This window comes from Pedobacter namyangjuensis (assembly GCF_003313325.1).
Taxonomy (GTDB): domain Bacteria; phylum Bacteroidota; class Bacteroidia; order Sphingobacteriales; family Sphingobacteriaceae; genus Pedobacter; species Pedobacter namyangjuensis.
Genome location: NZ_QMHQ01000001.1, coordinates 186,849 through 208,345, shown reverse-complemented (window position 1 = coordinate 208,345; position 21,497 = coordinate 186,849). Strand labels below are relative to the sequence as shown.

24 protein-coding genes are annotated in these 21,497 nt (G+C 37.0%); 14 read left to right on the top strand and 10 right to left on the bottom strand.

Features of this window, described 5'->3' with window-relative positions; translation table 11 throughout:
• Window positions 1–44: 44 nt before the first annotated feature.
• The 3 genes from DUT69_RS01000 (at window position 45) to DUT69_RS00990 (ending at window position 2,983) form a co-directional block, all read left to right on the top strand.
• Window positions 45–1,100 (top strand): nucleoid-associated protein, encoded by a 1,056-nt coding sequence (locus DUT69_RS01000; RefSeq protein WP_113651276.1) that lies wholly within the window; start codon window positions 45–47, stop codon window positions 1,098–1,100.
• A 91-nt stretch (window positions 1,101–1,191) separates the two neighbouring features.
• Window positions 1,192–2,721: an MFS transporter gene (locus tag DUT69_RS00995; protein WP_113651275.1), complete on the top strand. Its 1,530-nt coding sequence runs from the start codon at window positions 1,192–1,194 to the stop codon at window positions 2,719–2,721.
• Between the two features lie 19 nt (window positions 2,722–2,740).
• Window positions 2,741–2,983 carry a DUF6814 family protein gene (locus tag DUT69_RS00990; protein ID WP_113651274.1) on the top strand — a complete coding sequence of 81 codons (243 nt, stop codon included), beginning with the start codon at window positions 2,741–2,743 and terminating at the stop codon, window positions 2,981–2,983.
• Window positions 2,984–3,100: 117 nt separating this feature from the next.
• On the opposite strand, the gene DUT69_RS00985 is transcribed toward DUT69_RS00990, so the two are convergent.
• Both DUT69_RS00985 and DUT69_RS00980 read right to left on the bottom strand, forming a co-directional pair.
• Window positions 3,101–3,991: a bestrophin family protein gene (locus DUT69_RS00985; RefSeq protein WP_113651273.1), complete on the bottom strand. Its 891-nt coding sequence runs from the start codon at window positions 3,989–3,991 to the stop codon at window positions 3,101–3,103.
• A 19-nt stretch (window positions 3,992–4,010) separates the two neighbouring features.
• Window positions 4,011–5,198: a class I SAM-dependent rRNA methyltransferase gene (locus tag DUT69_RS00980; RefSeq protein ID WP_113651272.1), complete on the bottom strand. Its 1,188-nt coding sequence runs from the start codon at window positions 5,196–5,198 to the stop codon at window positions 4,011–4,013.
• A 170-nt stretch (window positions 5,199–5,368) separates the two neighbouring features.
• Between DUT69_RS00980 and DUT69_RS00975 the strand changes: the two genes are divergently transcribed.
• The 5 genes from DUT69_RS00975 to DUT69_RS00955 all read left to right on the top strand — a co-directional run bounded on the left by DUT69_RS00975 (window position 5,369) and on the right by DUT69_RS00955 (window position 7,860).
• Window positions 5,369–5,704, top strand: a complete 336-nt coding sequence (locus DUT69_RS00975; RefSeq protein WP_113651271.1) for a tRNA-binding protein — start codon at window positions 5,369–5,371, stop codon at window positions 5,702–5,704.
• Window positions 5,705–5,753: 49 nt separating this feature from the next.
• Window positions 5,754–6,233 (top strand): nucleoside deaminase, encoded by a 480-nt coding sequence (locus DUT69_RS00970; protein WP_113651270.1) that lies wholly within the window; start codon window positions 5,754–5,756, stop codon window positions 6,231–6,233.
• A 76-nt stretch (window positions 6,234–6,309) separates the two neighbouring features.
• Window positions 6,310–6,918: a superoxide dismutase gene (locus DUT69_RS00965; RefSeq protein WP_113651269.1), complete on the top strand. Its 609-nt coding sequence runs from the start codon at window positions 6,310–6,312 to the stop codon at window positions 6,916–6,918.
• Between the two features lie 118 nt (window positions 6,919–7,036).
• Entirely contained in the window at window positions 7,037–7,477 is a 441-nt protein-coding gene (locus DUT69_RS00960) for a hypothetical protein (RefSeq protein ID WP_113651268.1), read from the top strand.
• A gap of 5 nt (window positions 7,478–7,482) precedes the next feature.
• Window positions 7,483–7,860, top strand: a complete 378-nt coding sequence (locus DUT69_RS00955; RefSeq protein WP_205314193.1) for a DUF2784 domain-containing protein — start codon at window positions 7,483–7,485, stop codon at window positions 7,858–7,860.
• Here DUT69_RS00955 and DUT69_RS00950 read toward each other — a convergent pair.
• Window positions 7,847–8,779 carry a hydrogen peroxide-inducible genes activator gene (locus DUT69_RS00950; RefSeq protein ID WP_113651266.1) on the bottom strand — a complete coding sequence of 311 codons (933 nt, stop codon included), beginning with the start codon at window positions 8,777–8,779 and terminating at the stop codon, window positions 7,847–7,849. The two genes, DUT69_RS00955 and DUT69_RS00950, sit on opposite strands and share 14 nt — an antisense overlap.
• A 293-nt stretch (window positions 8,780–9,072) precedes the next feature.
• Between DUT69_RS00950 and trmB the strand changes: the two genes are divergently transcribed.
• Genes trmB through DUT69_RS00935 form a run of 3 tightly spaced genes read left to right on the top strand, consistent with a single transcriptional unit; the run spans window position 9,073 to window position 10,446 of the window.
• Entirely contained in the window at window positions 9,073–9,723 is a 651-nt protein-coding gene (trmB, locus tag DUT69_RS00945) for a tRNA (guanosine(46)-N7)-methyltransferase TrmB (protein WP_113651265.1), read from the top strand.
• Window positions 9,723–10,049: an MGMT family protein gene (locus tag DUT69_RS00940; protein WP_113651264.1), complete on the top strand. Its 327-nt coding sequence runs from the start codon at window positions 9,723–9,725 to the stop codon at window positions 10,047–10,049. The genes trmB and DUT69_RS00940 overlap by 1 nt, the downstream gene beginning before the upstream one ends.
• 49 nt (window positions 10,050–10,098) lie before the next feature.
• Window positions 10,099–10,446: a carboxymuconolactone decarboxylase family protein gene (locus DUT69_RS00935; RefSeq protein ID WP_113651263.1), complete on the top strand. Its 348-nt coding sequence runs from the start codon at window positions 10,099–10,101 to the stop codon at window positions 10,444–10,446.
• Window positions 10,447–10,565: 119 nt separating this feature from the next.
• On the opposite strand, the gene DUT69_RS00930 is transcribed toward DUT69_RS00935, so the two are convergent.
• Complete coding sequence (locus DUT69_RS00930; RefSeq protein ID WP_113651262.1) at window positions 10,566–11,234, bottom strand: hypothetical protein; 669 nt, start codon at window positions 11,232–11,234, stop codon at window positions 10,566–10,568.
• A 148-nt stretch (window positions 11,235–11,382) separates the two neighbouring features.
• Here DUT69_RS00930 and polA point away from each other — a divergent pair, with 148 nt between their 5' ends.
• The 3 genes from polA to DUT69_RS00915 all read left to right on the top strand — a co-directional run bounded on the left by polA (window position 11,383) and on the right by DUT69_RS00915 (window position 15,321).
• On the top strand, window positions 11,383–14,181 hold the full coding sequence (gene polA / locus DUT69_RS00925; protein WP_113651261.1) for a DNA polymerase I: 2,799 nt from the start codon (window positions 11,383–11,385) through the stop codon (window positions 14,179–14,181).
• A gap of 80 nt (window positions 14,182–14,261) precedes the next feature.
• Window positions 14,262–14,855: a toxin-antitoxin system YwqK family antitoxin gene (locus DUT69_RS00920; RefSeq protein WP_113651260.1), complete on the top strand. Its 594-nt coding sequence runs from the start codon at window positions 14,262–14,264 to the stop codon at window positions 14,853–14,855.
• Window positions 14,856–14,958: 103 nt separating this feature from the next.
• Window positions 14,959–15,321, top strand: coding sequence for a hypothetical protein (locus tag DUT69_RS00915; protein ID WP_113651259.1), 363 nt, complete (start codon window positions 14,959–14,961; stop codon window positions 15,319–15,321).
• Between the two features lie 66 nt (window positions 15,322–15,387).
• Here DUT69_RS00915 and DUT69_RS00910 read toward each other — a convergent pair whose 3' ends face one another.
• The 6 genes from DUT69_RS00910 to DUT69_RS00885 form a co-directional block, all read right to left on the bottom strand.
• On the bottom strand, window positions 15,388–16,065 hold the full coding sequence (locus DUT69_RS00910; RefSeq protein ID WP_113651258.1) for a metal-dependent hydrolase: 678 nt from the start codon (window positions 16,063–16,065) through the stop codon (window positions 15,388–15,390).
• A gap of 65 nt (window positions 16,066–16,130) precedes the next feature.
• A complete protein-coding gene (locus DUT69_RS00905; protein ID WP_113651257.1) occupies window positions 16,131–16,436 on the bottom strand; it encodes a YbaB/EbfC family nucleoid-associated protein in 306 nt (101 codons plus the stop codon).
• A gap of 117 nt (window positions 16,437–16,553) precedes the next feature.
• Window positions 16,554–18,089 carry a DUF4394 domain-containing protein gene (locus DUT69_RS00900; protein ID WP_113651256.1) on the bottom strand — a complete coding sequence of 512 codons (1,536 nt, stop codon included), beginning with the start codon at window positions 18,087–18,089 and terminating at the stop codon, window positions 16,554–16,556.
• Between the two features lie 79 nt (window positions 18,090–18,168).
• Window positions 18,169–19,239: an NADPH dehydrogenase NamA gene (gene namA / locus DUT69_RS00895; protein ID WP_113651255.1), complete on the bottom strand. Its 1,071-nt coding sequence runs from the start codon at window positions 19,237–19,239 to the stop codon at window positions 18,169–18,171.
• 78 nt (window positions 19,240–19,317) lie between these two features.
• Window positions 19,318–20,466, bottom strand: a complete 1,149-nt coding sequence (locus tag DUT69_RS00890; protein ID WP_113651254.1) for a M28 family metallopeptidase — start codon at window positions 20,464–20,466, stop codon at window positions 19,318–19,320.
• Window positions 20,467–20,535: 69 nt separating this feature from the next.
• Window positions 20,536–21,456 (bottom strand): DUF6607 family protein, encoded by a 921-nt coding sequence (locus DUT69_RS00885; protein WP_113651253.1) that lies wholly within the window; start codon window positions 21,454–21,456, stop codon window positions 20,536–20,538.
• Between the last annotated feature and the right edge of the window lie 41 nt (window positions 21,457–21,497).

Genomic DNA, 21,497 nt, shown 5'->3' with positions numbered 1-21,497 from the left:
CCAAAGGTAAAAAGTACTTTTGTTGCCCAACAGAAATTTAGGATATGATTAGTTTTTCTCAGGCAAATTTAGCAGAGCTTTCGATACATAGGATTGGCAATAAAACGCAAGATGAGTTTTACGTTCTTTCAGACCAATCTATGCAAATTGAAGATGAGATGCTAAAGCAACTTTTACTGCAATACTTTTTATCGCCGTACGAGAAAGTAAACGAGATTTATCGTTTAATGCATCCCAATAACGATTTGAACTTGAATGAAGTTTATCATTTTGCGGCAGCTATTTTTGCTGATGGATCTGTTTTTCATGACAACACTAAAAAACTAGCAACTTACCTGTACGAGATTTCTAGTCACCCTAAAATTAAATCTGGCGAGCTTTACGTTACCTATTTCGAAAATGTACAAATAGAGGGCGATTTACATGATGCCATAGGGATTTTTAAATCGGAAAATAAAGAAAGTTACCTAACCGTTTACCCAGAACAAGGTGGTTTTGGATTGAAATACGAGCAGGAAGCCATTAACATCAACAAGTTAGACAAAGGTTGTTTAATTTTTAATACCGATGTAATGGAAGGCTACAAAGTAGCAGTTATAGATCAAACAAATCGCAGTGCGGAAGCGGTTTATTGGAAAGACGAGTTTTTAAAACTTAAGGTTAGAAACGATAACTACAGCCAAACGCAAAATGTATTAGGCGTTTACAAAAGTTTTGTAACGGAGAAGCTGGACGAAGATTTCGAAATTTCTAGAACCGATAAAATCGATTTGCTTAACAAGTCGATGAAATATTTCAAGGAAAAAGAAACCTTTGACATTGATGAGTTTGCAAATGAAGTGATCGCGAATAAAGAAGGAATAGAATCTTTTAAAAGTTACAAAAAAACTTACGAAGAAGAGTTTGATAGCCCTATTGCCGATAACTTTGATATTTCTGACGCTGCGGTAAAAAAGCAGGCCAAAGCTTACAAGAACATTCTTAAGTTGGATAAAAACTTCCATATTTATATTCACGGGAATAAAGATCTAATAGAAAAAGGTTTCGATGATAATCGCTCTATGAACTATTATAAAGTTTATTTCAGAGACGAACAATAAAATTTTGTTTTCTTTAACTAGTTATCCAAGTGGCTGGTATTTATAGCAACGTGCTTGTTGCAACTTAATAATTAAACCATTAGCTTTAGTTATGAGTTCAACCCCTACGCAATCGAACAGTATTTTTAAAGTTATAGGCGCTTCTTCCTTAGGTACCTTAATAGAATGGTATGATTTTTACATTTTCGGAAGTTTAGCTACCATAATTGGTGCGCAACTATTTCCCGAAGATGCTGGTGCCTCTGCACTAATTAACACCCTAGCCATTTTTGCTGCGGGTTTTATCGTTAGGCCTTTTGGCGCATTGGTTTTTGGTAGGTTAGGCGATTTAATCGGTCGAAAATATACCTTCCTACTAACCTTGGTTTTAATGGGAGGATCAACATTTCTAATCGGTTTAATTCCTTCTTACTCAAGCATCGGCTATGCTGCGCCTATTTTAGTATTAATTTTAAGATTGGTGCAAGGTTTGGCTCTGGGTGGTGAATATGGCGGGGCAGCTACTTATGTGGCAGAACATGCACCAAAAGGCAAACGAGGTTTTTTTACCAGCTGGATTCAAACCACTGCAACCTTAGGGCTGTTCCTGTCGTTAGGTGTTATCGTTTTAGCAAAGAATATCATAGGTGCCGAAGCTTTTGCAGATTGGGGTTGGAGGATTCCGTTTTTGTTATCGATTTTATTGGTGGGTGTTTCTATCTACATCCGTTTAAAAATGCACGAATCGCCGATGTTTACCAAGTTGAAAACAGAAGGCAAGGTTTCAAAAAATCCTTTAAAAGAAAGTTTTAGCAAAAAAGGCAACTTTAAAATGGTTTTGTTGGCGCTTTTTGGTGCTACAATGGGTCAAGGTGTAATTTGGTACACAGGGCAATTTTATGCACAATCTTTTATAGAAAATACCTGTAAAATAGACTTTAACGAATCTCGATACATATTGCTTTGGGGCATTGCATTGGCAACACCATTTTTCGTTGTCTTCGGATCTTGGAGTGATAAAGTAGGTAGAAAATGGATTATGCTTACGGGAATGCTTCTGGGCATTGTTTTTTACAGACCAATTTATCAAATGTTTTTAGATAAAAGTGATGTAACAGAGTGGTATGAGTCTCCAGTTTTGAAGCAAGATGCTCCAACCGTAACGAGAGTTGCATTACATAACCAAGGAGATAGTCTAATTACATCAAGCTCAAAAATTAGGTTTACAAACGGCGCTTCATTTAATAGGGTGGCAGTAGATACCGTTTATGCTTCAACAAATAAACCTACCGGGCATTTAGAATTTGTAAAGGATAAAGTATTGCCTACATCAACTTTCTGGATTTTTGTGGGCCTGGTTTTCTTTCAAATTTTGTTGGTAACAATGGTTTATGGGCCAATAGCAGCATTTTTAGTAGAACTGTTCCCAACAAAAATCCGCTATACTTCAATGTCTTTACCGTACCATGTAGGTAATGGTGTGTTCGGTGGTTTGGTACCTTTTATAGCCACGCTAATTGCGAGTTTTGCAGGCTCTACACCACTTTCTGGTTTATGGTATCCTATCGGGATTGCAGCACTAAGTTTTATAATTGGAGCGGTTTACCTTTCGAACAAAACCGACGAAAATGTTAATGATTAATCATCCTTAAAAATAAAAAATGGAAGCATTAAAAAAATATTTAGGCATAATCTGGATTTTATTAGGGCCAGTAGCGATGGTTTTTATGGCTTGGCAAGCATGGGATAAAATCGCGTTAGCGAAACCAGGAATTGAAACAACCAATACGGCATTACAATGGGGCATTATTTTGCTGATATTTATGCCAATTGCAATTGGTTTGGTAATTTTCGGTAGATATGCTTTAGCTGGAGAGTATAAAAAAACCGCTTTGGAGGATTAGATTTACTAATTGTTCATCGGAATTTTCAACGCAGATTTTCGCTGATATAAAACAAAATCCGACCCGTGTAAATCCACGTGTCTTTTCTGCGTTTAGCTTTGAGAAAATAACTAAAGATTACAAAATATACTCTTCGTTAATTGGTTTAACAGGCTCGGGAACGTTTTCCTCATTAATCATTTGCAAAAGATTAATTTCTATTGTTCTAGCAATGTTATTTAATGGAAGTCCAGATGCATTTATATCAAACGGATTAACCAAACGCATTCCGTTTATTTGCGTAGAAACAAAAACAAAACCGATTAACCAACCCATAAAAATGCTCCAATAGTCCATATCCTGGCTAATAACCAAAGTAAAGGTTACTACAAATAACCAAATAAAAACCTTAGTTAAATAACTATAAGTTGTAGGGAATATGGTGTTTTTGATACGTTCGCACATGCCCATACTGTCCGTAAATCGCGTTAGCATTTCGTTAATCTGTATGTACCTAAACCCGTCTATATTTTTGCCATCTACCAGCTTTTTCAAATCCCTTGCTTGTAGGCTTAAAATTGCATTGTGTTTATTGTTTTGAGCGTCTACTTCAGCCCGCTCTTCATCTGTTAAGTATTTCACGTAAATTTCATCAACAGCACCACGTAAGTTAGCCTTAAGAGCATAAATAAATGCAATATGCCTACCTACCATAGTTTTAACCAATTGCTCCTCGCCATCAACAAAATTAATTAGGTTACGAGCGAAACTCCTAGAGTCGTTAACCAAAGAACCCCAAACTTTACGGGCTTCCCACCATCTATCGTAAGCCTGATTATTGTTAAAACCGATAAAAAATGCAATTGCGGTACCCAAAACTGTTGGTATAATCGGCGAAATTGCAAAATGGTAAGAAATTAAATGTTCTCTAACTAGGTAGGCGATGGTACATGAAACAATCATGATGATATCAACCTTCCAGGTGTCGATTAAAATTCTACTTAATCGTATGTTTTCTACAATAATCATTTAAAAATCTAATTTAAAATTATAACACCCGAAGCAATAAACCTTTTAAGTATTCTCCTTCAGGAAACGATATACGAACAGGATGGTCTTCTGGTTGTGAAAATTGCTTAATTATTTGCACTTCTTTGCCTGCATCTAAGGCCGCCCAAGCAATAATTTGCTTAAACGTTTCAATGTCAACCGCTCCAGAACAAGAAAACGTAGCTAATAAACCGCCCGGTTCCAATAATAACATCCCCAATCTGTTTAAATCCTTATACGCTCTAGCTGCCCTATCTAGCGCAGAGCGAGATGGCGCATATTTCGGCGGATCTAAAACTACAATGTCAAACTTCTTGCCTTCTTCCTTAAATGCTCTAAGTTGTTTGTTCACGTCAGATTGTATGGCCGTATGTTTATGCTTAACAAATTTATTAAGCTCGATGTTTTGTTTTAAAGTTTCAATTGCTAAAGCAGAACTATCTACACTGGTAACTTCGCTTGCGCCATTTTGCATGGCATTTAAGCTAAATCCTCCACTATAGCTAAAACAATCCAACACGCTTTTTCCTTTTGCGTAAGCAGCTAAAAGTAAACGGTTGTCGCGTTGGTCGCAGTAAAACCCAGATTTTTGCCCTTCGGCGATGTTGATATGGTAAGTAATGCCGTTTTCTTTTACAGCAATGAACTCTGCTGGTGCCTCGCCCCAAAGCAAGCCATTTTCGGCCGTAATTCCTTCGTGTGTTCGAGCAGTAGCGTCGCTTCTGTCAAATATTCCGGTAGGGTTTAAAGCTTTACAAAGTTTATCAATAATAATGTCCTTTGCTTTTTCAATACCGGTACTCAAAATTTGAACCGATAAAAAATCAGCATATTTATCTACAATTAAACCTGGTAGAAAATCAGCTTCGCTAAAAATTAGGCGTAGTGCATTGGTATCTTCTGCTTTTAATAAATCGGCTCTGGCGGCAACAGCCTGATTAATTTTTTGTTCGTACCAATCTTCGTCAATCTGCGTTTCTTCGTTCCATTCAATTAACCTAACGGCTACTCTAGATTGATCGTTGAAATAACCATAAGCTAAAAAATCGCCACTATTGTCTAGTACTTTTACTACATCACCATTATCGGCTTTGCCTTTTATCTTATCTACCGCACCAGAAAACACCCACGGATGACGTTGCAACACAGCTTTTTCCTTGCCTTTTTTTAGCTTGATTTCTACCATGCTGCAAAGATATGTAACAGGCAGTAAGGAACAAAGATAAAAGACGATGTTGCAGATTTAACAGAACGTGCTTTTAAGGGCGGGAAGTTTGGAAAAGTTTATTCAGCTAAAATAGCTAACAAATTCTTTGCGTTTTTCGTGCCTTTGTGGTTAAATAGTATTTTTACGGCATGCAAGAAATTACATGGAACGATTTTGAAAAAGTGGAACTTCGTGTTGGTACCATTTTGGAAGCCTTTGAATATCCAGAAGCTAGGAAACCAGCTTATAAAGTTAAGGTAGATTTTGGCGAACTTGGCATTAAAATGAGCAGTGCTCAAATTACCAAACATTACACCATAGAATCTTTAGTAGGAAGACAGATTGTTGGCGTAACCAACTTCCCTAAAAAGCAAATCGGAAAGTTTATGAGCGAATTTTTAGTTACGGGTTTTGCTGATGAAAATGGCGATATCATATTAACTAGCGTTGAAAGAAAACTGCCCAATGGAAGTAGATTGATTTAATAAGAACAAGGAGCAAAGATTAAAAAACAAAGATGGGAGTAGTTAAAGTATGAGTTTTTATAATTTTGAGGAGAATGCTGATCCGGCGATAGCCGATGAACATTTTATGCGCTTGGCATTAGCCGAAGCAAAAAAGGCTTTTGAGGTCGATGAAATCCCGATAGGTGCCATTGTAGTTTGCAAAGGAAAAATTGTTGGTAGAGGCTACAACCTTACCGAACAGCTTAATGATGTTACCGCACATGCCGAAATGCAGGCTTTTACAGCGGCTGCGCAAACATTAGGCGGTAAATATTTAAGAGACTGTACATTGTATGTTACCATAGAGCCTTGCGTAATGTGCGCCGGCGCAAGTTACTGGACACAGATTAGCAGAATTGTATACGGTGCAAACGAAGAGAAACGGGGTTTTACCAAGATTAACCAAAACCTTTTACATCCAAAAACGTTATTAAAAGGAGGTGTTTTAGGGGTAGAATGCGGCGCTCTTATGAGCTTGTTTTTTCAGCAGAAACGCAAACAAAGTTGACAAACAATTGAATAAAACTTAACCTTTCTCTATTATATTTGTACATTAACATTTTAAAAAACTTAAATATATAATTATGGCTTTTGAATTACCTGCGTTAGCATACGCAACTGATGCTTTAGAACCGCATATCGATAAAACTACCATGGAAATTCACCACGGTAAACATCACCAAGCTTACGTTACTAACCTTAATAAAGCTTTAGAAGGCAAGCCTGAGGCAAACAGTAATATTGACGATTTGATTAAAAATATCTCAAAATATCCTGCAGCTGTACGCAACAATGGTGGCGGTCATTACAACCACTCTTTATTCTGGACAGTTTTAGGTCCTAACAAAGGTGGCGAGCCAACTGGCGATTTAGCTAAAGCTATTAACGAGGCCTTCGGTTCATTCGCAGAATTTAAAACAAAAATTCAGGATGCTGGTGCAACTCGCTTTGGTTCTGGTTGGGCTTGGCTTTCTGTAGGTGCCGACAAAAAATTAGTAGTTTCTTCTACGCCAAACCAAGACAATCCTTTAATGGATGTTGCTGAAGTAAAAGGTACGCCAATCTTCGGTATTGATGTTTGGGAGCACGCTTACTACTTAAAATATCAAAATAAACGCCCAGATTATTTAGCTGCAATTTGGAATGTAGTTAACTGGGATGCTGTTGCGGAACGTTACAAAAAAGCATTATAGTTTTAATCTATAATTTTTTAAAACCGTTTAGTTAATACTGAACGGTTTTTTTGTTTACACGATATTTTATAAATTGCAACGTTATTAAACTTTAATTGCGTACAAATAATATAACTTGATGAAAAAATTAGTTTTAATGTTTGCTCTGTTGGTTGGTTTGGCTTTAAACGTTAATGCCCAAAAAATACCTACAGCGCAAGAGCTGGCGAAAAAGAATATAGATGAGATGGAAACGCGTTTAAAACTAAGTGCCACGCAAAAAAGTGTACTTTATAACATCGCTTACGATATGGCTAAAGATCAATTAGCTTTATACAAAAAGCAACAAGCCGGTACTTATGTAGATGAAGACGGGACTGTATTCTTCAAAAAACAAAACGAATCTAACAATACCATCAGACGCTTGTTAAAACCAGAGCAGGTAGAAGAGTTTAATAAACTTATCGAAGATCGTTTAAACGGTGTTGATCCGAAGAAGAAAAAGAAAAAACTTAAAAAGGGCGAAGAAGAAGAGAAAGTTGTAGGCATTGAAGGTTTAAAAGCTACTGGAAATAATTAACAATTATGAGTTTGGTAACGCTCGATTATCTGTTTACCATTTTACATTTAATCATTATTGGTTTTAACCTTTTCGGGTGGGTTTATAAGCCAACTCGTAAGCTACATTTTTGGTTCGCTATGCTTACCTTGTCATGCTGGACTATCTTGGGCATTTGGTACGGCATAGGTTACTGCCCCATTACCGATTGGCAATGGAACATTAAAAGTCAACTTGGAGAGCAAAATCTGCCCGGTTCGTTCATTAAATATTTCGCCGATAAGCTTACTGGCACCAGTATCAATTCAACCTTAATAGATGTACTAACTTTACTATTCTTTATAACCGCAATTGCTTGCTCGGTAAAAGTAAATTTCTTTGCAAAGAAATCTAAATCCCAATAACGTCTTTCTTTTTGCGTTGTTTCATGGTTTTGGGTATAATGGCCAAAACTTCATCTTTTAACGCATTAAGCATTCTCTTTTTTATAAAATTTTTGTGTGTAACCAAGCTAATTTCTCTTACTGGTTCGGGCGATTTAAAGTAACGTACCTTGTTTAATTGCTTAGCGCTAAGCTCTTCTAAAGCTAGTTCTGGTAAAAGCGTTGCGCCATTATTGGCATCAACCATTCTAATTAATGTCTCTACGCTGCCAGTGTTGTAGGTTAACGACTGTAGCCTATTGTTTTTCGTAGTTCTGCAAATATTCAAAACCTGTGTCCGCATACAGTGGCCTTCATTTAGCAACCAAATGTTTTCATCTTCAAAGTCTTCTGCATCAATTGCTTTCTTTTTGTAAAGCTTACTGCTTTTGCTAATGTAGCTTACAAAGTTCTCGTAGTAAAGAGGCGTTTCGGCAATATTTGCATCAACTAAAGGCGTAGCTAAAATGCCACAATCTATTACACCAGTTTTTAAATGATGAATAATATCTTCGGTAGTATATTCCCAGATTATAAGCTTCAGATCTGGGTATTTCTCTAACATGGCAGCAATAACTTTCGGTAGTATGTAAGGCGCAATAGTTGGTATAATGCCAATCTTTAACTCGCCCGTCACTTCCTGTTGCTGACTGCTAATAATTTCTTTTATCTTCTTGTTTTCTTGCAGTACAATACGAGCCTGATCTATAATTTGCGCACCAATTTCCGTTGGTACAATAGGTTGTTTACTTCTGTCGAACAATTTAACGTTTAAAAATTCTTCCAATTTCTGTACTTGCATACTAAGCGTTGGTTGCGTTACAAAGCACTTTTCGGCAGCACTTACAAAACTTCTGTAGGTGTCTACGGCAACAATATATTCAAGCTGTACTAAAGTCATATAGTTAAAATTGATGATGTTCTGTAAATGTATAAATTCTGACGATAATAATTTGTCATTGCTCGGTGTTATTTTTTTGAAGCGCAATTGTAACATTTATTTTAACGTTTGTTCCCGCCATTTGCTACAATCTTTTAGCTGTAAATTCTCCAAAAAGAATTTGCTAAAAGTATTTTCGCTTCTGTCGGGGCTATTGATAAACTGTTGTGCAAGTCAGCTCCTTTTATCAAACGTAAGTACGAGTAAAAAAAGAGCATATAAAATCTTACTTTTGTGCTTTAAGAAATACAAGAGTGGGTAAAGATAAATTAAGAAAATTTTCGGAGATAGATACGTTTCCAAATGTATACCAATTGCACCATGGTAAAGTTTTAAAAGGGAAATGGGCAACAGAACATTTTAAAAATGAACAGCCTGTTGTTTTAGAACTAGCTTGCGGCAAAGGCGAATATTCGGTTAATTTGGCTAAGCTTTTTCCAGAAAAGAACTTTATCGGTATCGATTTAAAAGGCAACAGAATTTGGAGAGGCGCAAAAACCGGTGTTGAAGAAGGTATTGGCAATCTTGCGTTTTTACGCATTCAAATAGAAGATATCTTGGAGTTTTTTGCTCCAGGCGAAATCGATGAAATTTGGATTACTTTTGCTGATCCGCAACCACAAGAAAGTAGAGAGAAGAAGCGCTTAACTTTTCCGGGATTTTTGGAAAAATACAAGCTTTTACTTAAAGAGGGCGGTAAGGTTAACCTTAAAACAGATAACGACGGATTATATAATTACACCTTAGAAAAAGTTGAGGAGTTAAAACTCGTTACCCACAAAAACACTAACGATTTGTACAAATCTGATGTTGTCGATGAAGTTTTATCCATCAAAACCCACTATGAGCGTATCTATCTAAAACACGACAAAAACATCAATTATATTCAGTTTTCTTTCACCTAATGGAAAAAAACTTCTATGAGCAGGTATTTGAGGTGGCTCGTTTAGTGCCAAAAGGAAGAGTAACATCCTACGGTGCTATTGCCAAGGCTTTGGGTGCTGGTGGTTCGGCTCGAATGGTTGGTTATGCCATGAGTACAGCCGGATTAGCACAACCCAGCGTACCTGCGCATAGGGTAGTTAACAGTAGTGGATTGCTCACTGGGAAATTTCATTTCTCGACTCCAGAACTAATGCAACAGTTACTTGAACAAGAAGGAGTTGTTGTAGTAAATGATAAAATCAAAAATTTTAAAGATATTTTTTGGAATCCGTTGGATGAGTTGTAACCTTTAAATATTCAATCGTTCAAAACTCATTCATTTAATTATTAAAAAATTGGGAAAACTAGCAGAAGAATTTAACGACTATCGTACTAAAATGAACGATAGAATAATGGAAACAGCAAATACAAACATTAAACGCTTTTTTGCTTTAGATACCACAACTTATGCCGATGGAGCATTAGATGTTAAAACAAAGGAAATGTTAGGTTTGGTAGCTTCTATGGTTTTGCGTTGCGATGATTGCATTAAGTATCACTTGGAAAAATGTTATAACGAAGGCGTAAACAATGCCGAAATTAACGAAGTGTTTATGATTGCCAATTTGGTTGGCGGTTCTATTGTTATACCGCATTACCGCAGAGCTGTAGAGTTTTGGGATGAACTTAATGACGAGCAATAGGTAGGCTAGAGTCTTTAGCTCTGAGTTTTTAGTAATTTTGTCATTCCGACTTTGGAGGAATCTGCGCAACTTGGTTAAGCAATAGATTCTTCGCTTCGCTCTGAATGACAAAAACGGAGTTATTTTCCAGCAGAGTTATACGCTTTAACGTAGGCTGTTAAATTCTTTTCATCGAAACCTTCTGTTGCTTTAATGCTTTCCGCCAAATCATCATCCTTATCTAGCTTTATTAGCAGGATGTTTTTTACTGCAGTGGTATTACCTAAATTAACTTCCTGCATGGGGCCTGTGCCAGGTTTTTCTATAAAATAAGTAACTTTTCCGGGGCCGGAATTTATAACTTGCTCATCGTTTCTTCTATTACCACCGCCACCAATGCTTATGCCACCGCCTAATCCACCACCAAAACCGCCACTTCCTAGGCCTACGCCAAAAGTTGGCCTAACGCGTGTTTTCGCGGGTGCAGGTTGCTCTGTTATCGCTTTGCTGCCAAAAGCGTATAGATTTACTTTACCACCTTCAAGTAATCTAAAAAACCTAAACTCCATTTTCTTTTTTATCACTATTGGCTTGCTTACATAAGTTTCGCCGTTCCAAACAAAAGAATGGATGTTTTTAGCTTGATATTCCTTAATCGCATTGTCATCCTCTAAAATAGCTACGCTGCTATAATTGGTGCCTTTTATAATGCCACGCACAAAGTTTCCTTCGCTAATTAGTACGGCATCCTGAGCATTTAGTCTTAACGCGAAAAAGAAAAGTAGGGCAAATAATTTAAAAGCTTTCATTTAACAAATAACGTAATTTTTTAAGGCTTGTTGCAAAACATCAGCAGAGCTTAAAGGTAATGCGAATTAAAAATAAATAATAACTTTACAAGTTCAGGGTTTAACTTAGGTTTTTGCCTAGTAAATATTTAAATCTGTAAACTACTTTATGAAAAAACTTTTTCTTTTAGATGGAATGGCGCTTATTTACAGGGCGCATTTCGCGTTGAGCAAAAATCCTCGTTTTACTTCTACCGGTGTGAACACATCTGCGGTAATGGGGTTTACAAATACCTTATTAGAGGTACTTAAAAAAGAAAAACCAAGTCATATTGCCGTAGTTTTCGATACTGATGCGCCTACAGAAAGGCATACCGATTTTGAGGCTTATAAGGCGCACAGAGAGGCTATGCCCGAAGATTTATCGAAAGCTTTACCTTATATTTTTAGGTTAATTGAAGGTTTTAATATTCCGGTAATTACAAAAGATGGTTTTGAAGCCGATGACATTATTGGTACGCTAGCAAAGGAAGGCGAACGCCAAGGTTTTCAGGTTTACTGTATGACACCTGATAAGGATTTTGCACAGTTGGTTTCTGAAAATATTTTCATTTACAAACCTGCTCGTATGGGTAACGAGATGGAAATTTTAGGCGTACCACAGGTTTTGGCAAAATGGGAGATAGAAAGAGTAGAACAAGTAATTGATATATTGGGTTTATGGGGCGATGCGGTAGATAACATTCCAGGAATTCCGGGGATAGGAGAAAAAACGGCTAAACTGTTAATTAAACAATACGGAAGCGTAGAAAATATCATCGCCAATAGTCATGAATTAAAGGGCAAGCAAAAAGAAAATGTAGAGAATTTTGCGGCTCAAGGATTGGTGTCGAAAAAGTTGGCTACAATTATTTTAAACGTTCCTGTTCCTTTTGAAGAAGATAAACTGATTTTAGAAGAGCCAAGTAGAGAATTGTTAGAACCTTTGTTTGCCGAATTAGAGTTTAGAACCATTGGTAAACGTGTTTTTGGTGATGAGTTTAGCGTTAACGACGCGAAAGGAACTAATCAGCAAGATTTATTTGGCAACAGTGTTGAAGTACAACGTAAGGATTTTTCTGACCAGCCATCGCTTTTTGATACACCAATTGATGCAAAAAATATCAGCAATACTCCACACGCATATTTCTTGGTTGATACACCAGAAAAACGTGCAGATTTAATCGCTCTGCTATTGCAACAAAGCAGTATTTCTTTTGATACCGAAACCACAGGAACCGATGCTAATTTAGCAGAGTTGGTTGGTTTATCATTTTCCATTAAACCTGGTGAAGGTTATTACATTCCGTTGCCTGCTGATGAAGTAATTACTAGAAGTATTTTAGAAGAGTTTAGGATTGTATTGGAAAGTGAAAACATCACTAAAATTGGGCAAAATATCAAATACGATATGTTGGTGCTCAAATGGTACAACATTCAGGTAAAAGGGAAATTGTTTGATACGATGTTGGCGCATTACCTGATCGATCCGGATACAAGACATAATATGGATGTATTGTCTGAAAATTATTTAGGCTATACACCGATCTCCATCACATCGTTAATTGGCGCCAAAGGCAAAAACCAAGGAACAATGAGAGATGTGCCCGTAGAAAACGTAGTTGATTACGCTGCAGAAGATGCTGACGTAACTTTGCAACTCGCAAACGTTTTCGAACCAATGCTGGCAGAGAGAAATGCAACAAAATTAGCTGAGGAAATAGAAAACCCATTGATTTACGTTTTAGCAGATATAGAAAAAGAAGGCGTTAGAATTGATATCGAAACCCTAAACAACTATTCTATAGAACTGCAGACCGAAATTACCAAAGCGGAACAAAGTGTTTATGATAAAGCAGGGTTAAAGTTTAATCTGGCCTCGCCTAAACAACTAGGTGAAGTATTATTTGATCATTTAAAGCTAGATCCAAAAGCAAAAAAAACGAAGACTGGCCAATATCAAACAGGAGAAGATGTATTAACCTTACTCGCATCAAAAAGTGATATTGTACAAAATATATTAGATTTCCGTCAATTGCAGAAACTAAAATCGACCTATGTTGATGCCTTGCCACTATTGGTAAATCCGAAAACGGGTAGAGTGCACACTAGTTTTAATCAGGCTGTTGCCGCAACCGGAAGATTGAGCTCCAACAACCCAAACTTGCAGAATATCCCAATTCGTACCGAAAGAGGTAGAGAAGTAAGAAAAGCATTTATCGCAAGAGACGAAAATCATGTGTTATTATCTGCCGATTACTCGCAAATTGAGTTAAGAATTATAGCCGAGATTAGTAGGGAAGAAAACATGCTCGATGCATTTAATAAAGGCATCGATATCCATACGGCAACTGCTGCCAAAGTTTATGGTATTAGTATAGAAGAAGTAGATTCTACCCAGCGTAGAAATGCTAAAGCGGTAAATTTTGGTATCATTTACGGTCAATCTGCATTCGGTTTGTCGCAAAATTTGAATATTCCACGTAAAGAAGCGGCAGATATTATTGAGCAATACTTCATCCAATACCCAGGTATTAAAACCTATATGGCTGATACCATGAATTTTGCTCGTGAAAATGGCTATGTACAAACCATTATGGGTAGAAGAAGGTATTTGAGGGATATTAATTCGGCTAATATGACGGTTAGAGGTTACGCAGAGCGAAATGCGATTAATGCGCCAATACAAGGTTCTGCTGCAGATTTGATTAAAATTGCCATGATTAACATCCATCGAGATATGGTTGCTAACAATTTGGGTTCTAAAATGACTATGCAAGTGCATGATGAGTTGGTTTTTGACGTACTGAAAACAGAAGTAGAGGTAATGAAAGAAATCATTACTCATAGAATGAAGACGGCCATAAAAACTCAAGTACCAATTGAAATTGAAATTGGGCAGGGCGATAATTGGTTGGCAGCGCATTAAGCCATAGTCTCGGGCTGGAGAAAAGTTTAAAAGCTGCAGAGTAAATTAATTTCGGGTTTTAATCTGGTAATTTTTTAAGGATGAAAATATCAATTTTATGTTCGCTAATGTTGTTGTGTTTCGGTAGCATATTTGCCCAACCAGCTAGGCAAGATACAACCCTTGTTTATAACAATCCAGGTTATAACAAAGACCCATTAAGAGCAACTTTGAGAAAAGAGGTGTTGCGTAAAGACAGTATCTGGCAAGTAAATCTGTATAATAAAAAGCAACTCGTAGAAACCATTAGCTATGAAGACGAAAAGCTGGAAATTAGAAAAGGATATTACGCTTTTTACACGAATGGAATTTTAACTGAAGAAGGGAATTTCGAAAAAGGGTACAAGCATGGTAACTGGAAGATATTCTACCCAACTAAACAACTGGCGGAGCAAAGAAAATTCTATTACGGCAAATTATTACAACTAATTTCTTTTTGGGAAGACGGTGTGGTAAAATCCCGTGGTAAATATTACGACGGTAAGAAAGTAAACAGTTGGGAAGAATACCATAAAAATGGCAAGTTAGCTAGCCATGAAAACTATGATATAAGTGGAAATTTATTAGAGGCAACCTACTTTAACGAAACTGGAGCAAAAGTTTCAAGCAAAAATTTGACAGGGATAATTAACTGATAGTTAAATCTTTAAATCCGATTAAAATTTCTTTTTAAAAAATTAGATATTTCATAATTTCAATCTATCTTTAGATAACAAAATTTTTACACTCATTGAAATTATGAAAAAACTATTAGGACTTATCGCCATTGCGCTAGTTAGTGCAACTGCAACTTTTGCACAAACATCAGTTACGGTACCGGTATCAAAGCAAGCGGCAAAGACTACTGCTGCAGTTAAAAAAGACGTTAAGAAAGTAGAGACTAAAACGGTTGTTGCCAAAAATACAGCTAAAGCAGATGTAAAAAAGGTTGAAACAACGACAAAAGCTACTGGTGCTAAATTAAAAGCAGATGGTACGCCAGATATGCGCTATGCCGAAAATAAAGCTAAAAAAGCAGTTGCTGGTCCAACCAAAAAAGACGGAACAGCAGATATGCGTTATAAAGCAAATAAAGCAGCAGCTGCGGCTAAAAAGAACTAAAAACCAAACAATAAAGCCTCTAAGATTAATTTCGAAGAGGCTTTTTTATGCGTTATAATATCGTTTTTATAAAGATATCGACTCGCCAATTTTAGGCAAAATTAATTCTGCAGATGCAGCATTAAACTTTGTAATTGCATCTTCTTCTTCAATGGCAATAACCGGGAAGGTATTATAGTGTACGCCAATAACCTTGTTGCAGTTTATATATTTAGAAGCTAAAATAGCATCTTCAACATCCATCGTATAATTGCCTCCAATTGGCAAAATGGCGTAATCTAACTTGTACAAATCTGCAAGTAATTTCATTTCTACGGTTAAGCCTGTGTCTCCTGCAAAATATATTTGTTTGTCATCTAGTTCTAACACAAATCCCGCAGGATTTCCACCGTAAGAGCCGTCAGGTAAGCCAGAAGAGTGCGTTGCCCAAACCATTCTAACCGTACCAAAATCAAATTTAAACTTTCCAAAGTTCATTCCATGCACTTTTTCAACACCTTGTTTAGCTAACCAATCGCAAATTTCTGGCATCGCAATAACGGTAGCACTGGTTTGCTTAGCTAAAGCAACTAAATCTGCTACATGGTCGCCATGTCCATGACTAACTAGTATATAATCTGCCTCTATTTTAGAAATGTCTATATCCTTGGCTAGCGGATTTTCACTAATAAATGGATCGAATAATAATTTTGTGCTACTTGTTTCTATAGAGAAGCAAGATTGCCCGTAATAGGTATATTTCATATTAGCTATTTAATTGATAATAAGTAATCAGGTTTTAGTGCTAAAAGACTGGCCAAGCCAACTGATTAAGAACCGAACATTCCTCCTAAACCACCTAACATACTTTTTGTAGCAGCTTGCATTTCACTTGCACTTACCTGATCTGCTTGTGCCAGAGCTTTGTTTATAGCGGTAAGCAACAATTCTTCTAATTCTTCCTTATCTGCGCTTTTAAAAAAGTCATCATTAATTTCTATGCTAGTAACTGCTTTGTTTGCTGTTGCCGTTACGCGAATTGCACCACCTTCTACCTCGCCAAATACAGAAACCGTATCTAATCTTTTTTTTATTTCCTCAGCTTGTTGCTGGGCCGCCATTATTTTATCGAACATAATTTTAGTTTTTTATTAAAGCCGAAAATAAGCCAAAAAGTTTTAAAATTTATTTTGACGATATAAAAAAAGCCACATCCTATAACAGATGCAGCTTTTTCTTCTTTCTATAGCTTATTAAAATCTTAAGCCCAAGGTAAACGCGGTTACCGTTTTGCTAAAGTCTGATACTGCCGTTGCAGCACCTGTAGTTAAATTAATTTGATAAAGTTTGTTAACTCCAGCAACTGTTAAAATTGCATATCCGGTGTCTCCACCTGATGAACTGATAATATCAAATCCGTTAGAAGCCTCAACATTTACCATAAGGTTACCAACTTCGGTTAGTGTACCCGCATTAGCGTCTTGGCTATAAAGTTTATCCGTGTTATGGTCTATTACGAAAAGCTTTGTAGTAGTTGTAGGCGAGAAATTGTTGGTATAGGCAGCAGCGCTTACTGCAGGAGTACCTGGGTTTAATGGACTGTCGACAGCGCCGATCAATCCGGTGTTTGGATCGATTCTCAAATTCTGGCCGGTGTTACTTACAATTCTAATTCTATCTACCGATGGATTAAAATCAAATCCAAAACTAGTTCCAGCTAATAAAGTAGCAAAAGGTAAAGTTCCAACTTGTGTGAACGCACCACTGCTAGCATTTACCGCATATAAGCGACTTGTACTTCCTAAAGCATAAATTTGACCGTTAACGGGTCTCATATCCATTCCTAAAACAGTTTCACCAGCTTGCAAGCCAATAATTGCTTTGCTAATTGGTGCTGCAGTAGTTCTAGGGTTAAAAATTAAAAAATTGTTAGTATTATCTACCGCATACGCCGCTGGTGGTGTTGCAATGGCAAGCCCCTTAACTAATACTCCTGATGGGAAATTTCCTGCTAATGTAGCTTTACCAGTAGCTAAATCAATCGAATACAAGGTTGTTGCGGTTGCACTTGCAGATGCGATTAGTATATTCTTGTTATCAGGAGAAACATCCATGCTCACTTTGGTGCCTAAATCAACGCCTAAAGCGCCAACTTCTACCAAGGTGCCCGCATTTGGTAAGTCTTGTTTATATAATTTCTTTGTTGTTAAGTCAACGTCATATAACGTAGTGTTAGCTGCGCCAGCAAAACTGTTGGTATAACCAACTCCAGATATCGAAGAATTTGTAACGCCGTTAATATTTCCATCTACCATAACCATTGCACCTGTTTCTGGGTGTAAACGTAAATTTTGACCAGTGTTAGTTACAATTCTAATTCTGTCAACAGTTGGGTTAAAATCTAAACTTACATCGGTTCCAGATAATGCAGGTGTAAATGCCGTTGTAGATACCGCTCTTGCAGCACCTGTAGTTGCATTAATAACGTAAAATTTGCTCGCATTAGAAACAGCATACAATTCGCCAGTTGCAGGTCTAAAATCAATGCTTAGCAAAGTTTCGGAAGTTGCTACGCCGGTAATGTTTACCGAAGACAGCTCTGTAGTTAAGCTTTTCGCGTTAAATCTTTTTAAGCTGTTACCAGATAGCACATAAAATTCTTGTTCTGGCCCTACTGGGGGTAAGGAAATTACAGGGTCGTTTTTTTTACACGAAACTATAGTTAAGCTAAGCGATAGCGCCGTTAGCAAACATTTGCCTAAAATTGAGGTAGATAATTTTCTTTTCATAATTAAAAGGTTTTAGTGTTTAAGTAGCATTAACTACGTAAAACTTAACCTTTGGGTTTTTAGGGTGTAAATATTTAGGTTATTTTCGAGGTTTTGCCCGCTCGTATTGCGATGCCCATTTAATTTCATCATTTAATTCTGCAGCTGCATGTAAAGGGAAATAAGGATCTCTTAATAACTGTCTGGCTAAGAAAATCAAATCGGCCTTTCCACTTTGTAAAATTTCTTCAGCTTGTTTTGCGCTGGTAATTAGGCCAACTGCGCCTGTTGTAACCTCAGTTTCTTTTTTAATCTCTTCAGCAAACGGAACTTGGTATCCTGCAACTAAGGGAATTTGTTGAGCTAAAGTTAAGCCACCACTCGAAGTATCTATTACATCAACTCCTTTTTCTTTCAGCAAAGCTGATAGTTTTACAGATTCGTCCAAGTTCCAACCGCCCTCTGCCCAGTCGGTTGCAGATATTCTAACAAATAGTGGGTTTTCGCTAGGCCAAACCTCTTTAACCACCTCTACGGTTTCCAACAATAACCTGATTCTGTTTTCGAAACGGCCACCATAATTGTCATCCCTATGGTTACTTAGCGGAGATAAAAATTGGTGTTGCAAATAACCGTGTGCTGCATGAATTTCGATAACCTTAAAACCCGCTTTAATTGCTCTAACAGTTGCATTTTTAAAATCTGCTTTTACCTTTTCTACTCCTTCTAGGCTTAAGGAAGTAGGTGTTTTATCTGTAGGGTTAAAAGGAATTGCGCTTGCTGAAACGGTTTGCCAGCCTCCATTTGCTTCATCTAGCTGTGCTGGATTTTCCCATGGGATATCAAAACTTGCTTTGCGACCGGCATGCGCTAACTGAATGCCAGCAATTGCTCCATTTTGATGGATGAAATCTGTAATTTCCTTTAGCTTTTCGATATGTTCATCTTTCCAAATACCTAAATCTCCAACAGAAATCCTAGCTTCTGGCGATACGCCAGTTGCCTCTACAATAACTAAAGCTGCACCACCTATAGCTCGGGTTCCTAGATGTACTAAATGCCAATTGTTTGCAAAACCATCTGTAGCCGAATATTGGCACATTGGCGATACCACAATTCTATTTTTTAAGGTGATGTTTTTTATTGTAAGGGGAGAGAAAAGTAAGCTCATGTATTTTTATTTTTAGCAAATTAACAACATCAGTTTAAAAAAGTTAGCGCAGAATTTTAAAAAAACAATAGTTTGACTTTAGTTCATCAGCAGCTTATTAAAGCCTACAAAAAGTTTAAACAGATTTTCGTAAACCGTAAGCGGAAGTGTTTCGGCTTTATCGAAAACATCATGGTAGGCAGTAATTCCGCCTTGCGTATAAAGAAAAAAGGCTGGTACACCTTTTTCTGTAAAGAAATAATGATCGCTATTTGCGGCTTTTCCTCTTGGATTAATTTTTACCAGTAGTTTTTCAGCATCGTTAATTTGATTAAGCCATTCGAACTCTTTTTTGTGCAATGTTGCATTAACTACTGTAGCTCCATTTTCGCCCGTACCAACCATGTCTACATTAAACATAAACCTGATGTTATTTAAGGGTATCAACGGATTTTCGGTAAAATATTTAGAACCTAAAATACCAGCCTCCTCAGCTCCAAAGCAAATAAACGCAATGCTATATTCTGGTGGGTGCTGAGCATAGTATTTCGCTAAGCTCAATAAAAAAGAAACGCCACTTGCATTATCATTTGCTCCGGGGAAATAGGTTTCTTTTCCCATTCCTCCTAGGTGGTCGTAGTGTGCAGTTATTAGGATTACCGAATCGGGTTTTGCTGTACCGTTAATAATACCACCGACATTATTAGCCCTAAAATCTTCCACAAAATAGTTTTCTATCTCTATGTCGATTTGCTTCGGTGGCGATTGAAGATAATCTTGTTTTTTAACTATGATTTCTGTGTAGTCGGCTACTTTTTGAGATACCGACCATGTTAATTTATCCTGTAGCGATACTACAATCCGGCTAGATGCCGCAACAAATGTTAGGCTATCTTCTTTTACTAGATTCGCAGACGCTTTGTTGCCTACACTAGCTTGATTAACGATGAAATCGGTTCCGGGCGTTAATTTTTTGCCATTAATCTTTACCAGCATTTTGCCCGGAAAAGTATTAACGGACATTATGAAAGGTTGCAAATAATCTTTTCCGTTTAATGGTTGCAACCCCAAATTTTTAAACTCGGTGGAAATAAAATCGGCGGCCTTGTACATTCCATTATTCGTGTAACCTCTGCCCCAAAATGCTTTAGCGGTTAACTTTTTTAATGTTGCTTTGGTGTAATTAAGGTCTTGAGAAAAACTGGCAGTGCTTATAATAACCAAAAAAACACTTAAAAATCTACGCATAAAAAAATGGTTTTGTTAGGCAATATAATCATTACCCAACAAAACCATTCTGGTTAAGTTTAATTAAACCTAGCTTTTTGCCAGGTAAGAAAGAATAATTTTTTTAATGCCTTCTTTGTTTTTTTCTGATGACCAGTTTTCTTTAACAGATTGGTTTCCTAGTGCGAAAAATTGCTCGTAAAGGAGTTTGTTATCAATTTTTGGTACAAGTTTAATTATTTTATTTGTTGCAAAAACTTCATCCCAAGTTGCACGTGCATCTTTCCAGAAATTTTCTTGTTGTTTCCACCAAGTTTGTGCGTAACCAAAAGATTTAGGATCTGTTTTTACAAATTGCTCTAAGCCTTTTTCCATTGCCAGAAGCTTGTCGCCATTTGCACTTCTAATAACCTTTTTGTTGTCTTGCTCAAACATCCAACCATCTTTGGTTAAATAAAGATTATTGCCTCTGTTTAAAACGTTATAGTCGTTGCGCTCAGAATGCTCTCTACGCGGAAGAGGAGAATCTGCGTTACTTTGCCACTGGTGTCTGCCATCTACGTGTACCCAAGTACCAATAGCTTGGTAACGTGGGCTATCATCAACCTGATAAACTTTTTGGGTCCACTTGCCTTTAGTTTCTGCAGGACTTAAGGTTACGTTTTTCCAAGTATCTTCTTTATCGAAAACTAAGATAGACGGGTCTTCGTAAGTCCAATCCTCTCTCCAGTGTTTAATGATCATACTATCACCTCTCATTACCAATAGGTGTTGAATAACGATTTTTTTAGGCGAATCTTCTAAAATTACAGCCCATTCCTTTGCTGATGAACGGTGTCTGTCATGAAACTTATAGTCGTCGTCGGGCGAAAAAGTTTCTGCATAATTAAAAGTTACTTTGTAAAAGCCGGCTAAAGCTTTTATGGCTTCTCGGTCTTGGTCAATTTTATTTTGTGCATTTGCTGCTAATGCGATAACAAGTAAGGCAAATAGGGTATTGATTTTTTTCATTATAATTAGCTTTATTTGGATTAATTCTAAACAGACGCAAA